Here is a 13,253-nt window from a genome sequence, read left to right as displayed (position 1 = left end):
TGCCCGTGGTTGCCGTCCGGGCGCGGTCCGCCCGGGATGGTGCGTGGTCAGTCCCTCGGCCGGGCGGCCCGCGCGAGCAGCAGGCTCACGTTCTGTCCGCCGAAGCCGAAGGAGTTGGTCAGCGCGTATCCGGTGTCCGTCCTCCGCGGCTCGGCGCGGATGTGGTCCGCCGGGCAGGCCGGATCCGGGTCGTCGAGGTTGTGCGTCGGCGGCAGCAGGCCCCGGCCGAGCGCCAGCGCGGTGGCCGCCGCCTCCAGCACCCCGGAGGCGCCGAGCAGGTGACCGGTGAGCGCCTTGGTGGAGCTGACCGGCACGCCGCCGGCGCCGAACACCTCGGCCAGCGCGGTCGTCTCGGCGATGTCGCCGAGCTTCGTGGCGGTGCCGTGCGCGTTGACGTAGCCGACCCGCGCGGCGGGCACGCCGCCGCTGACCAGCGCGCGCCGCATGCACTCCGCCGCGCCGGCGCCGTCGGGGCGCGGGGCGGTCGGGTGGTACGCGTCGGTCGTCGCCCCGTACCCGGCGACCTCGGCGTAGCCGGCGGCGCCCCGGGCGGCGGCGTGCTCGGCGCGTTCGAGCACCAGCAGGGCGGCGCCCTCGGCGAGGACGAAGCCGTTGCGGCGGGCGTCGAACGGCCGGCTCGCCGCCGCCGGGTCGGCCCAGCCCCGGGCGAGCGCCCGGGCGTTGCCGAAGGTGTCGGCGAAGGTCGGGAACAGCGGCGCCTCGCTGGCCCCGCAGAGCACCACGTCGGCCTCCCCGGCGCGGATCAGCCGCACCGCGTCGGCGATCGACTGGGCGCCGGAGGCGCACGCGGTGCCGACCGACGAGGTGTAGCCGCGGATGCCGTACCGGATGGCGATCCGGGCCGACGGCATGTTCGGCAGGATGCCGGTGAGCAGGTACGGGCTGACCGCCGCCCGGCCGCGCTCGGCGCGGGCCAGCACCTGCGCCTCCAGGGTGGCCATCCCGCCGACGCCGCCGACGATCACCCCGATGCGACCCGGGTCGACGTCCCGGCCCACCTCGATGCCGGCGTCGGCGAGCGCGTCGGCGGCGGCCAGCAGGGCGAGCACCACGACCCGGTCCAGCACCCTGGTCTCCGGCCCGGTGGCGACCATGCGGGGATCGACGTCGGGGAGCACGCCGGCCACCTCGAGCGACCCGGCCGCCGGGTGCCCGGCCGGCGGCCGGGTCAGTCCGGACCGGCCGGTGCAGAGCGCGTCGAAGGTGGCGTCGACGCCCCGCCCGACGGGGGTGAACAACCCCATCCCGGTGATGACGGCGGTCATGACGGCGTCTCGGTGAGGTACCGCTGCCGCAGGGCCACCTTGCGCACCTTGCCCGTGACGGTGACCGGGATGTCGGCCGAGCGGACCGGTACGACCCGGCGCAGGGTCGCGCCGACGTCCGGGCCGAGCGCGGCCCGGACCCGCCCGGTGCGGTCCTCGGCGGGGTCGGCGCCGGTGGCGAGTTCCAGCAGCACGTCGGTGACCACCCCGCCGGCCCCCGAGGTGATCACGACCGTGCAGTCGGTGACGTCCGGGCAGGCGGCGAGGACGCGCTCCTCGGACAGCGCGGTGTAGAACCGCCGTCCGTCCCCCGCGTCGACCGCGTCGACGGCCCGGTCCAGGTGGTGGTAGCGGCCCTCGTCGTCGGCGTACACCAGGTCGCCGGTCAGGTACCAGCCGCGTCGCCGGGACCGGTACGTGGTGACGGAGTCGTTCCAGTAGCCGCGGAACAGCGACGGCGAGTCGACGCCGAGCCAGCCCACCTCGCCGGCCGGCACCGGGTCGCCGTCGGCGTCGAGCACGGCGACCCTGGCGAACCGGTAGGGCCGCCCGACGCAGCGGCCGTACCGGTCGGTGTCGACGCGGTGGGTGATGTGGAACATCGAGTGCCCCATCTCGCTGGAGCCGAGCCCGTCGATGAAGACCGAACCGGGCACCCGGGTGATCCCCCCGCGGGTCACCACGTCGCGGGAGCCGACCGCGACCAGCCGGCGCACGTGCGGCTCGTGGGAGCAGTCGCCGGTGTTGAACCACAGCGACACCGAGTCCAGGTCGTACGCGGCCAGGTCGAAGCGGGCCAGTTCCGCCCACGTCACGGAGAACCCGAAGACCCCGTCGGGGCGCCAGCGCTGGATCGCCTCCAGCACCCGCTCCCCGCCCTGCTCGGAGAGCAGGAGCATCTCGGCGGAGTTGCCGAGGGCCTGGTTGACCATGAGCACGGTGGCGGTGTGCGGGGCGGGCAGGGCGTTGAGGATGCGGCCGGTGCCCTGCGCCTGCGGCATGGCGAGCAGGTGCCGGGTGGCGGCGAACAGGCTGGCGTGCGAGTGCAGCACCGCCTTGGGCACCCCCGTGGTGCCGGAGGTGTGGGTGACGACGACCGGGTCGTCGGCGTGGTGCCGGTGGTGCTCCGGCGCGGCGGCCGGGTCGCCGGTGCCGGCCTCGGCGGGCGTGCCGAGCACCGGCACGCCGAGGTCGTGGCCGGCCAGCAGGGCGCGGTGCGCGTCGTCGGCGAGCACGCCGACGCCGCGCAGCCGGCGGACGTACTCGGCGGCGATCTCGGGACGCAGCCCGCCGTTCACCAGCGCCGGGATCGCGCCGAGCCGGGTCAGCGCGAGGAAGCTGAGCACCATGTCGGCGGCGGCGGTGGCCCACACGGCGACCGGGTCGCGGGGCCTGATCCCCCGCTCGTGCAGCCAGGCGGCGCGGGCGGCGACCCGCTCGTCGAGCCGGCCCAGCGTGAGCGCCCGCCCGGCCGGGTGGCCGTCCACGGCGGTGTCGAAGGTGAGGCCGGGCCCGTCCGGGTCGGCGCCGTGCGCCAGCACCCGGGCCAGCACGTTGCCGGCGCCGATCCGCTCGTCGGCGGCCAGCGCCCCACGCAGTCCCCTGTTCCTCATGGTGCGTCTCCTCCCCCCAGCAGCACCGCGACGGCTCGGGTCCCGGGCTGTCCGCCCGCATCCCGCGCACCGCCGTCGTCGGGTGCCTGTTCGATCAGGACCAGCAACGCGCGGTCGGCGTCGCCGTCGTGCAGCAGCAACTCGGCCTCGGCGGTGCCCTCGGCGCGCGGATCGCCGGTCGGCGCGAGGCAGACCACCGGCCCGCCGAGGCCCCAGCGGGCGGCCACGTGCCCGGCCACGCTGTTGGGCACCGACTGGAAGAAGAACAGCGGCCCGGGCCGGCCGCCGCCGGCGACCGTGGCACGCACGTGCGCCGCGCTGGCCCGGTCCCCGGCCGCGCTGACCAGCACGATCGCGGTCCGCTCGCCGTCGAGGGCCGGCCGCCGGCCGTACGCCCGGGTCAGGCAGCGCTCGGCGACGGCCGCGACGAGGGGCGGGAAGCTGGAGTGCACGTACCCGGGCACCGGCGGTGGCGCCCCGTCGCCCGGCTCGGGCCAGGCCGCCTCCGCCAGCACGGTGCGGCGGTCGGCGGGGTGCCCGGCGGTCGGACTCATGCCGCACCCACCAGCAGCGCCGTGTTGGCGCCACCGAAGGCGGCGTTGAGGCTCAGCGCGTACCCGGTGGCGGCGGGCCGGGGCGCGTCGCGGACGACGTCCAGCGGGCAGGCCGGGTCGGGGCCGAGCCAGCCGGCGTTGACGGGCAGCTTCCCGTGCCGCACGGCGAGCACGGTCACCACCAGTTCCAGCAGGCCGGAGGCCTCCAGGGCATGCCCGTGCAGCGCCTTGGTGGAGCTGACCGGGACGCGTGCCGCCACCGCGCCGAGCGCGGTGCGCAGCGCCGCCGCCTCGGAGGCGTCGCTGTGGCCGGTGCCGGTGGCGTTGGCGTTGACGTACCCGATCGCCTCCGCCGGAAGCCCGGCCCGGCGCAGCGCCGCGGTGACCGCCCGGGCCAGGCCCCGCCCGCCCGGCTCCGGCTGGCAGGGGTGGAACGCGTCCCCGCTCCGGCCCCAGCCGAGCAGGTCGGCGACCGCGTCCCGGGCGACGGCCCGCGACTCCAGCACCACCGCGGCGACGCCGTCGCCGAGCAGCAGCCCGGTGCGGCCGGCGCTGAACGGGCGCACCGCGCCGTCGGTCGCGAGCGCGCGACCGGCGTCGAAGAGCGCGTACTGGTCCGGCTCGACCAGGTAGCCGGCGGCCACCACCGCCCGGGTGACGTCGCCCCGGCGGATCAGGGCGGCGGCGGCGGCGACCGCGCTGCTGGCCGAGACGCAGGCGGTGGTGTACGCCCGGGCCGGGCCGGTGAGCCCGGTCCGGGCGGCCAGTCCGGTGGTGAGCGCCGGCACGTGCGCGCCGCCGTGCACGGCCAGCAGCAGGGCCGTGCCGGTCCGGCGGCCGGCGTCGAGCCCGGCGTCCCGGCAGGCGGCGTCGACCGCCTCGGCGAGTTCGTCGGTCAGGTCGCCGGCGTCGGGCAGGATGGCGGCGGCGTCGACCCGGCGGGGCGTCGTGTCGAAGCGGTCCACCGGCCGGAACGCCGGGGCCCCGGCGAGCACGCCGGCGAGCTGCGCCTCGGTTCCCCTGCCGAACGCGCTGGTCGCGTGGGCGCCGGTGAGCTGGACGGCCGCCCGCTCAGCCATCGGCGGCGGCGGTCAGGGTGGTCCGGAAGACCGCCAGGGCGTCGTCGACGGTCCGGATCCCGGCGAGCTGGTCGTCGGTGAGGTCGAGGCGCCGGTCGAGGCGCTGCTCGACGAGGTGCACCAGCCAGGCCAGCTCCATGGAGCCGATCCGGTCGCCGACCTCGGCGGCCGGTTTCCCGGCCAGTTCGGCGAGCATGGCCACCAGGTCGGCCCGTCCCAGGTCGGGCTGACCGGCCATCAGGCGTTGTCGCTCGTCGCCCCGGCGACCCGGTCGGCGACCATCGTGGTGAACTCGCCGACCGTCATCAGGGCCAGCTTCTCGGACTCGTCGTCGGCGAACTTCAGGCCGTAACGGTCCTCGACGCGTACGGCGAGGTCGGCGAGGGCCAACGATTCCAGGTCCACCCCGGACGGGCCGAGGGTCGTGTCGTCGTCGAGGCCCTCGACGTCGTAGTTCATGTCCTCGAGCTGCTCGACGACGAAGGCGCGGATCTCGGGTCGCATGGTTAACCTCTTTCCGTGAGCCAGTCACCGGTGCCCGGTCGGGACACCGCGTACGTGTGGATCGGTCGGGGCGTCGGCGGTCGGCCGCTCCCGGCCGGGCGGCTGTTGCGGCGGGCGGGTGCCACGCTGCTCGGCCGCGCGGAGACGGAGATCGTGGTGGCGCGCGGCCGCGACGGGCGTCCGCTGGTCGCGGTGGCCGGCGCGGGGGCGCGGGTGGAGCTTTCGGTCAGCGTCAGCCGGGCCGACGGCGTGGTCGCGGTCGCCGCCCGGGCAGCCGGCCCGGTGGGAGTCGACGTGGAGTGGTGCCGCCCGCTGCCCGCGCTGGCGCTGGCGCTGGCCGGGCGATGGTTCGCGCCGGCCGAGGCGGCGTGGCTGGCCGGGCGTGACGCCGACGGGCGGGCGCGGGACTTCCTGCGGCTGTGGACGGCGAAGGAGGCCGTGGGCAAGGCGCTCGGGACGGGGCTGCGCGACGGCGGTCTGCGTCGGCTCATGCCGGTTCCCGAGGACCCCGACGGGGCGTTGTGGCCGGTGCCCGACGCCGTGGACGGCGACCTGCGCCCGGTGCCCGACGTTCTCGACGGCGGGCTGCGGCAACCGCCCGGGGCCGGGCGGCTGCGCGTCGGGCATCCCCGCGTGGGCGGGGGCCTGGTTCTGGCGGTCGCGGTGGCCGCCGACGAGGCGGTGCCGGTGCACGTGGTGCCGGTCGGGGCCGTGTCGGTCGGCGCGGACGGGACGGTCGGGACAGCCGGGGCGGCGCGGGGTGGCGCTCACGTGGCGGCCGCCCGCAGGGCGTCGGCCGAGCGGACCAGCTTGCCGGTGGTGGTACGGGGCAACTGATCCACCAGACGCAGGGTGCGGGGGCGCTTGTAGCCGGCCAACCGCTCGGCGATCAGCTTGTCGAGCACCTCTTCCGACAGCGGTCCGTCCGGCTGCACGTAGGCGGTGATGCCGCTGTCGAAGACGACCACGGCGGCGGCGACGCCGGGCAGCTCGGCGACGGTCGCCTCCACCTCGGTCAGGTCGACCTTCAGGCCGCCGACGGAGACCTGCGAGTCGAGCCGCCCACGGACGGTGACCAGGCCGGTGTCCGGGTCCACCGCGCCGGCGTCGCGGGTGCGCAGCCAGCCGTCGGCCCAGCGGGTGGGGTCGCTCGACCCGACGTACGGCGACGCGGGGCAGCTCACCCACAGCTCGCCGTCGACCTCGCGGACCTCGATGCCGGGCGCCGGGGCGATCGACGGGCGGTGCCGGCCGTACAGGTCGGTGCCGATGACGCCGACCTCGGTCATCCCGTACATGTTGCCCAGCGGTACGCCGTACCGGTCGGTGAAGGCGCGGGCGACGGCGGACGGCACCAGCTCCCCGCCGGTGGTCATCCGCCTGAACTGCGGCAGGGGCCCGGCGGGGCGGGTGGAGGCGAGCAGTCCGATGTGGAACGGGACGCCGAGCACGGTGGCCGGCGAGTCGTCGGCGGCGATCGCGGCCAGCACCGCGTCGCCGGCGAGCCGCTCCGGCGGCACCAGCTCGACGCCGGCGTGCAGGCCGTGGAGCAGGCCACCGACGAGGCCGAGCACGTGCACCATCGAGGGCAGCAGGATGATCCGCTCGCCGGGCAGCGCCACGCCGTCGATGCGGGTGTAGCGGTGCACCTCGGCGACCAGGTCTTCGGCGGTACGACCGATCACCTTGGACGGTCCGGTGGAGCCGGAGCTGAGCTGGATCACCGCGTGCCCGCTGACCGCCGGGCGGTCGGCGTACGCGGTGACGCCCTCGGTGACGTCGACGAAGACCCGCAGTCCGCCGCCGCCGGTGCGGACCGGGGCCACGACCACCTGCGGGGTGAGCCGCGCGAGCGCCCGGTCGACCTCGTGGTCGGTGAGCCGGTGGTCGAGCAGGATCGCCTGCGCCCCGCAGCGCCAGGTGGCCAGCAGGTTCACCACGTACGCCAGCGAGGGCGGCATCCGCAGCGCGGCGGCGCCCCCGGGGCGCAGTCCGGCGGCGCCGAGGCGGGCCTGCGCGTCGGTCACCAGCCGCCGCAGGATGCCCCGGTCGACCGGTTCGGGCAGTCGGAGACAAATGTCGGTCGAACGGCCTTCGAGCAGAATTTCGTCAACCCAGAGCGGGTCTGTCGCCGCAGGATCTCCCGTGGTCACTACCGTTCACCGCCCAGCCTCAATAAGGGCGGAACCGCCCATAAGGTGTGCCTGTCGGGGTGCTGCGGGGAACCTTACGACGCCGTCCGGACACATAGCTAGATGCAAATGGCTAGATCAGAAAGGGCGGCCGGCCGGATTGCCCACGACCGGTTCGGCGGGCAGGATCGGACGCGTACGTCGACTGAGGGTATCCGCCGGATGACCCCTCGTGCGTACGGCGCGGCACGTCCACGGGACGGCCGATGGCGGTCTTCAGGCGCGTCGGTGCGGCCACCCGGGCCGGGCGGGGAGGTACGGCCGAGCGGGACGGCCGGCGGATCTCGCGTTTCGCCAGTCGACTGCGCCCTCCGGTACAAGCGCGGCCCTCGCCAGCGGGCTCGCCGGACGGCGGAACGTGCCAGGAACGACGTGTGCCGGGCGGCGCACCCGCGCACCACCGCACGAGTGGAACACCAGGGGTGTCACCGCTCGTCGTTGACACCCCTGGTGTTCCACTCGTGCCCTGCGGCCGGTGGGCGAACAGCCCACGGCGTCGCTGCCCCCCTCAGCGGCGGCCCGGCAGCCGGGACGACGGGGCAGGTCGGGCGGGATCAGGCCGGGGACGTGGCGGGGGTCTGGGCGTGGATGAGGAAGCGCAGCGACCGGGCGTCGGTGAAGCACTCGCGCATCGGTCGCACCAGGTCCCGGTGCTCCGGGCTGCGTTCCCACGTCTCGAAGTCGGCCAGGCTCGCCCACTCGCTGGTGATCAGCCACTGCTCCGGGTCGCTCGACGACCGGCAGACCTGGTCGACGAGGTGCCCCGCGACGCCCCCGGCCACCAGGTGCCGGACCGCCTCGTACGCGGCCAGGAACGCCTCCGTACGCTCGCGCGGCACCCGCACCAGGAACACCACCCGCGCCCGCTGCCCGCCCGCGTCGGCTCCCCGCTGCGCGCCGACCCGGGACCCGACGGGCGTCGAACCGGTGACCTGCTCGCTCACGGCGTCACTCCCCTCTGCGGCGCGGCCCCGCGCAGGACCAGCGCGCTGTTGAAACCGTCGAAGCCGCGGGCGCAGACCAGCGCCAGCCGGCTGCGCGGTCGTCGGTGCTCCCGCAGGAAGTCCAGCTCGCAGCCCTCGGCCACCTCGTCCGGCCCGGCGGAGGCCGGCAGCGTGTCGTGGCCGAACGCGAGCAGCGCGGTGGCGACGTCCAGCGCCGAGCCGCCCTGGTGCGCGCGGCCGGTCAGCGGCTTCTGGGTGCTCACCGGGGGCGGCCGGTCGCCGAAGACGGCGCGCAGCGCCACGGCCTCGCTGCGGTCGTAGCGAGGCACGCCCAGCGCGTCGGGCAGCACCACGTCGACCGCCTCCGCCCCGACGCCGGCCCGGTCCAGGGCCAGCCGCATGGCGCGGGCGTACTGCCCGGGGTCGCCCGCCGTGTCCGGTCCGGTGTGCACGGCGTCGTGGGTGGCACCCCAGCCGGTCAACTCGCCGTAGACGCGGGCGCCCCGCGACAGCGCGTGACCCAGCTCCTCCACCACGAACACCGCGCCGCCCTCGGCGGGCAGGTAGCCGCTGGCGGCGGCGTCGAACGGCCGGTAGGCCCGCTCCGGGTCGGTGGAGTCGCTGAGCATCCCGGAGCGCAGCTGGCAGGCCAGGGCGTACGGGCTCAGCGGGCACTCGGTCGCCCCCGCGATCACCACCGGCGTGCCCCGGCGCACCGCCCGCGCGGCGTGCGCCAGGCTGTCCAGTCCGCCGGCGGCCTCGGCGACCAGCACCCCGCACGGCCCCTTGAACTGGTGGTGGATGGAGAGCTGGCCGACGCTGGCCGCGTAGAACCAGGCGATCGACTGGTACGCCCCGACGGTGCGCGACGGCCCGCCCCAGAGCCGTTGCAGCTCCCGCTGCCCGAACAGGTTCCCGCCGGAGGAACTGGCCAGGGCCACGGCGTAGCCGTACGGGTCGGGGGCCCGTTCGGGCAGCCCGGCGTCGGCCAGCGCCAGCCGGGTGGCGGCGAAGCCGAGGTGCGTCCACCGGTCGGTCTGCACCAGCCGGCGGTTGTCGGCGTACGCGGCGGCGTCGAAGCCGGGCACCTCCCCACCGTGGCGGGTGGGGTAGCCGGCGGGGTCGAACAGGGTGATCGGCCCGGTGCGGCGGGTGCCCGCGAGCACCGTACGCCAGTGCGCGTCCACGCCGATCCCGCTGGGCGCGACGACGCCGATGCCGGTCACCACGGCCCGCGCGGTCACGGCAGCACCCGCCCCGGCAGCCGGCGGAACACCATCGCCGACTGGAAACCGCCGAACCCGCTGCCCACCGAGAGCGCCACGTCGACCGGCAGCTCCCGCGCCTCGTTCGGGACGTAGTCCAGGTCGCACTCCGGGTCGCGGGTGCTCCAGTTGGCCGTCGGCGGCACCACGCCGAACTCCACGGCCAGCGCGCACGCGGCCATCTCGATCGAGCCGATCGCGCCGAGCGAGTGCCCGACCATCGACTTGATCGAGCTGATCGGCACCCGGTACGCGGCCTGACCCAGCGCCCGCTTGAACGCGGCGGTCTCGTGCCGGTCGTTCTGCCGGGTGCCCGAGCCGTGGGCGCTGATGTAGGAGACCTGCTCGGGGGCGATGCGGCCCTGCTTGAGCGCGGCCGAGATGGCCAGCCCCATCTCCAGCCCGTCGGGCCGCAGCCCCGTCATGTGGTAGCCGTTGCTGCGGCTGGCGTAGCCGGCCACCTCGCAGTAGACGTGCGCCCCGCGCCGCCGGGCGCGCCCGGCCTCCTCCAGCACCAGCACCGCCGCGCCCTCGGCGAGGACGAAACCGTGCCGGTCGGCGTCGAACGGGCGGGAGGCGTGCACCGCGTCGTCGTTGTCCGGGCTGGTCGCCTTGATCGCGTCGAAGGAGGCGACGGTGACCGGGGAGATCGGCGAGTCGGCGGCCCCGGCCAGCACGATGTCGGCCTCGCCGTCGGCGATGAGGTGGTGGGCGTACCCGATCGCGTCGATGCCGGAGGTGCAGCCGGTGGAGACCACCTGCGCGGGGCCGTGCAGCCCGTGCCGGCACGCCACGTCGGCGGCGAGGCTGCTGGGCACGAGCGCCTGGTAGAGGTACGGGCCGCCGCGCCCGGCGTCGACCAGCCACCGGCTGCCGGCGTCGCTGACCGTGACGTACTCCTGCTCCAGGGCCGTGGTGCCGCCGACGGCGGTGCCGAGCACCACGCCGGTGCGGTCCCGCTCGGCGTCGGTCAGCTCCAGGCCGGAGTCGGTGAGAGCCTCGGCGGCGCAGGCGAGGGCGAACTGCACGTAGCGGTCGGCGCGTCGCAGCTCGGCCGCGCCGAGGCCGGCGGTGACCGGATCGAAGTCGCACTCGGCGGCGATCTGGGAGCGGAACGGCGACGGGTCGAAGAAGGTGATCCGCCGGGTCGCCGTACGCCCCTCGGTGATGGTCTTCCAGAACCGGTCCCGGCTGGCGCCGCCGGGGGCGACCACCCCGACGCCGGTCACCACCGTGCGGCGCCCGCTCACGGCGCCACCTCGGTTCGCGACTGCGGGGCGCGCAACCCCGGCTCACTCCTCGCGCTCACGACCCGCCTCGCTGTTCGACCAGCTCGGTGTCGACGTGACCGAGTTCGGGCCGGGGCGCCAGCGGTCCGAGGTGGAAGACCACCTCGGCCGGTTCCTCCCCGGTGTTGCGCAGCCGGTGCCGGACGTTGCGCGGCACGAACAGCGCCTCTCCGGCGGCCAGCGGCACCGGCTCGTCGTCCAGGTCGACGGTGATCGCGCCCCGGGCCACGTAGAGGAACTCCTCGCTGTAGGGGTGGTAGTGCTCGGCGATCCGCTCCCCCGGGCGCAGCGTCGCCACCCCCATGAAACCCGAGGTGCTGCCGACGGTCTTCGGGCCGAGCAGCACCCGCAGCTCGCCGCCGCGGCGGCCGTCGGGCGCGACGTCGGCGGCGGCGACCAGCCGCAGGGTCCGCTCACTCATCGCCGGCTCCCGTCGCCCGGTCCGCCCCGGCCAGCCGCTCGATCTTCTCCTTGATGACGGCGAGCTGCACCGCGCTGTTGGCGTTGATCCGGTCGGTCATGCCCGCGTCGTCCACCGGCGCGGTGGGCTTCATCGCGAAGTCCTGCACCCAGGTCATCCGGGTTCCGCCGGGCTCCTGGGCGTAGCGCCAGTGGATGCGCATGTACTCGAACGGCCCGGTCTCCACCCGCCGGGCGTCGACCCGCCGGGTGACCGGGTCGGCGGTGCGTTCGCTGACCCAGCTCCACACCGTGCCGTTCTCGTCGGGGTGCATGGTGAGCCGGAACCGCACCGTGTCGCCGTCGCGGTGCAGGATCTCCGCCCGGGCGTACTCGGTGAACAGCTGCGGCCAGTTGGCGACGTCGTTGGTGACGTCCCACACCAGCGGCAGCGGCGCGGCGATGAGGACGCTGTTCTCGGTGTGTCCGGGCGTACCGGCGCGGCGGCCGACCAGCTCGGCCACGCCCGCGATGCTGAGCTGCCCGGCCTGTTCGGGGATCCGCACCTGCCACCGGTCGGCGACCACGGCGGAGAGTTCGAGCAGCGCCAGCGAGTCCATGCCGAGTTCCTCCAGGGACGCGGCCGGGGCGCGGGCGGCGGCCTCGGCGTCCAGCCCGCAGTTGGCCACCAGGATGTCGGTGATCTCGGCGGTCAGCGGACGGCCATGGGTGACGGTCATCAGAGCCTCCTGTGGTGTGCGTCGGGCGGGCCGGCGAGCAACTGCTCGACCAGGCCGGTGGAGTAGCGGCCCTTGCGGAACCCGGCGTCGTCGAGCACCCGCCGGACGAACGGGATGGTGGTGCGGACCCCGGGACCGGCGATGTCGAACTCGTCGAGGGCGCGTTCCAGCCGGTTGAGCGCGAGTTCCCGGTCCGGCGCCCAGACCGCCACCTTGGCCAGCAGGGAGTCGTAGTGCGGGCCGAACAGGTAGCCGGCGTAGCCGTGCGTGTCGACCCGGGTGAACGGGCCGCCGGGCGGGACGAAGCGCTCCAACCGGCCGGGCGTCGGCGCGAAGCCGCGGTCCGGGTCCTCCACGTTGATCCGGCACTCGATGGCGACCCCGTGCGACCGGACGTCCTCCTGCCGCCAGCGCAGCGGCACCCCCGCGGCGATGTGCAGCTGCTCGTGCACCAGGTCGATCCCGGTGATCATCTCGGTGACGGGATGCTCGACCTGGATCCGACAGTTGATCTCCAGGAAGTGGAACCGTTCGTCGGGGTCGACGAGGAACTCCACGGTGCCGGCGCCGGTGAAGCCGGCGTGCAGGGCGCCGCGCAGGGCGCACTTCGCGATGGCCTCCAGGGTGCCGGCCGACAGTGCCGGGGCCGGCGCCTCCTCCACCAGCTTCTGGTGCCGGCGCTGCACCGAACAGTCCCGGGTGCCCAGGTGCACGCCGTTGCCGTGGGAGTCGCACAGCAGTTGCACCTCGACGTGCCGGGCACCGATCAGGTACCGCTCCACGTACACCCGGTCGTCGCCGAAGGCGGCCTGGGCGGCGGCCCGGGTCCGCGCGTACGCCCGGGGCAGCTCCGCCGGGGTGGCGACCACCGTCATGCCCCGGCCCCCGCCACCGGCCGCCGCCTTGACGATCACCGGGTAGCCCACCTCGGCGGCCACCTCCGCCGCCGCGGCGGCGCTGGGCACCGGCGCGACGCTGCCCGGCGGCAGGGGCAGCCCGGCCCGGCGCATCAGCGCCCGCGCCGAGGACTTGTCGGCCAGCACGGACATCACCTCCGGCGGCGGGCCGATGAAGATCAGGCCGTTGTCGGCGCAGATCTCGGCGAAGTCGGCGTCCTCGGAGAGGAACCCGTAGCCGGGGTGCACCGCCTGCGCGCCCACCTGCCGGGCCGCCTCCACGATCGCCGCGGCGTTGAGGTAGCTGCGCCGGCTGGCCGGCGGCCCGATCCGCACGGCCTGATCGGCGAGGCGCACGGCGGCCGAGTCGGCGTCCGCGGTGGAGTAGACCACCGCCGTACGCACCCCCAGCTCGCGGCAGGCACGCAGCACCCGCAGGGCGATCTCCCCACGGTTGGCGATCAGCACCTTCTCGAACATCGCGGCCCGTCC

14 protein-coding genes are annotated in these 13,253 nt (G+C 75.8%); 1 reads left to right on the top strand and 13 read right to left on the bottom strand.

Annotation, left to right across the window (positions count from 1 at the left end; genetic code table 11):
* Window positions 1–47 precede the first annotated feature (47 nt).
* Genes ACFHW0_RS09370 through ACFHW0_RS09345 form a run of 6 tightly spaced genes read right to left on the bottom strand, consistent with a single transcriptional unit; the run spans window position 48 to window position 5,036 of the window.
* Window positions 48–1,286 carry a beta-ketoacyl-[acyl-carrier-protein] synthase family protein gene (locus ACFHW0_RS09370; RefSeq protein WP_416606885.1) on the bottom strand — a complete coding sequence of 413 codons (1,239 nt, stop codon included), beginning with the start codon at window positions 1,284–1,286 and terminating at the stop codon, window positions 48–50.
* Window positions 1,283–2,899, bottom strand: a complete 1,617-nt coding sequence (locus ACFHW0_RS09365; RefSeq protein WP_416606884.1) for a class I adenylate-forming enzyme family protein — start codon at window positions 2,897–2,899, stop codon at window positions 1,283–1,285. Before ACFHW0_RS09365 ends, ACFHW0_RS09370 begins: the two co-directional genes overlap by 4 nt.
* Entirely contained in the window at window positions 2,896–3,453 is a 558-nt protein-coding gene (locus tag ACFHW0_RS09360) for a beta-ketoacyl synthase chain length factor (RefSeq protein WP_416606883.1), read from the bottom strand. Before ACFHW0_RS09360 ends, ACFHW0_RS09365 begins: the two co-directional genes overlap by 4 nt.
* Window positions 3,450–4,532: a beta-ketoacyl-[acyl-carrier-protein] synthase family protein gene (locus ACFHW0_RS09355; RefSeq protein WP_416606882.1), complete on the bottom strand. Its 1,083-nt coding sequence runs from the start codon at window positions 4,530–4,532 to the stop codon at window positions 3,450–3,452. Before ACFHW0_RS09355 ends, ACFHW0_RS09360 begins: the two co-directional genes overlap by 4 nt.
* The gene (locus ACFHW0_RS09350; RefSeq protein WP_416606881.1) at window positions 4,525–4,770 is read right to left on the bottom strand and encodes an acyl carrier protein; all 246 of its coding nucleotides are present in this window, start codon (window positions 4,768–4,770) and stop codon (window positions 4,525–4,527) included. Before ACFHW0_RS09350 ends, ACFHW0_RS09355 begins: the two co-directional genes overlap by 8 nt.
* Entirely contained in the window at window positions 4,770–5,036 is a 267-nt protein-coding gene (locus tag ACFHW0_RS09345; protein ID WP_121398730.1) for an acyl carrier protein, read from the bottom strand. Before ACFHW0_RS09345 ends, ACFHW0_RS09350 begins: the two co-directional genes overlap by 1 nt.
* A 15-nt stretch (window positions 5,037–5,051) precedes the next feature.
* Between ACFHW0_RS09345 and ACFHW0_RS09340 the strand changes: the two genes are divergently transcribed.
* The gene (locus tag ACFHW0_RS09340; RefSeq protein WP_416606880.1) at window positions 5,052–5,873 is read left to right on the top strand and encodes a 4'-phosphopantetheinyl transferase family protein; all 822 of its coding nucleotides are present in this window, start codon (window positions 5,052–5,054) and stop codon (window positions 5,871–5,873) included.
* Here the strand turns inward: ACFHW0_RS09340 and ACFHW0_RS09335 are convergent.
* From ACFHW0_RS09335 to ACFHW0_RS09305, 7 genes are all read right to left on the bottom strand, one after another.
* Window positions 5,804–7,189, bottom strand: a complete 1,386-nt coding sequence (locus ACFHW0_RS09335) for a class I adenylate-forming enzyme family protein (RefSeq protein WP_416606879.1) — start codon at window positions 7,187–7,189, stop codon at window positions 5,804–5,806. The two genes, ACFHW0_RS09340 and ACFHW0_RS09335, sit on opposite strands and share 70 nt — an antisense overlap.
* A 593-nt stretch (window positions 7,190–7,782) precedes the next feature.
* Window positions 7,783–8,085 carry an antibiotic biosynthesis monooxygenase family protein gene (locus ACFHW0_RS09330; RefSeq protein WP_416607024.1) on the bottom strand — a complete coding sequence of 101 codons (303 nt, stop codon included), beginning with the start codon at window positions 8,083–8,085 and terminating at the stop codon, window positions 7,783–7,785.
* A gap of 83 nt (window positions 8,086–8,168) precedes the next feature.
* On the bottom strand, window positions 8,169–9,416 hold the full coding sequence (locus ACFHW0_RS09325; protein ID WP_416606878.1) for a beta-ketoacyl synthase N-terminal-like domain-containing protein: 1,248 nt from the start codon (window positions 9,414–9,416) through the stop codon (window positions 8,169–8,171).
* Complete coding sequence (locus ACFHW0_RS09320; RefSeq protein ID WP_416606877.1) at window positions 9,413–10,687, bottom strand: beta-ketoacyl-[acyl-carrier-protein] synthase family protein; 1,275 nt, start codon at window positions 10,685–10,687, stop codon at window positions 9,413–9,415. Before ACFHW0_RS09320 ends, ACFHW0_RS09325 begins: the two co-directional genes overlap by 4 nt.
* 55 nt (window positions 10,688–10,742) lie before the next feature.
* Window positions 10,743–11,147: a cupin domain-containing protein gene (locus ACFHW0_RS09315; RefSeq protein WP_416606876.1), complete on the bottom strand. Its 405-nt coding sequence runs from the start codon at window positions 11,145–11,147 to the stop codon at window positions 10,743–10,745.
* Window positions 11,140–11,865, bottom strand: a complete 726-nt coding sequence (locus ACFHW0_RS09310) for an SRPBCC family protein (RefSeq protein WP_416606875.1) — start codon at window positions 11,863–11,865, stop codon at window positions 11,140–11,142. Before ACFHW0_RS09310 ends, ACFHW0_RS09315 begins: the two co-directional genes overlap by 8 nt.
* Window positions 11,865–13,241, bottom strand: a complete 1,377-nt coding sequence (locus ACFHW0_RS09305; protein ID WP_416606874.1) for an acetyl-CoA carboxylase biotin carboxylase subunit — start codon at window positions 13,239–13,241, stop codon at window positions 11,865–11,867. Before ACFHW0_RS09305 ends, ACFHW0_RS09310 begins: the two co-directional genes overlap by 1 nt.
* Window positions 13,242–13,253: the final 12 nt, after the last annotated feature.

This window comes from Micromonospora sp. LOL_025, assembly GCF_048060285.1.
In the GTDB taxonomy this organism is placed as follows: domain Bacteria; phylum Actinomycetota; class Actinomycetes; order Mycobacteriales; family Micromonosporaceae; genus Micromonospora.
Note: the sequence above shows the minus strand (reverse complement) of the source record. Positions and strands in the feature narration are given on the sequence as shown.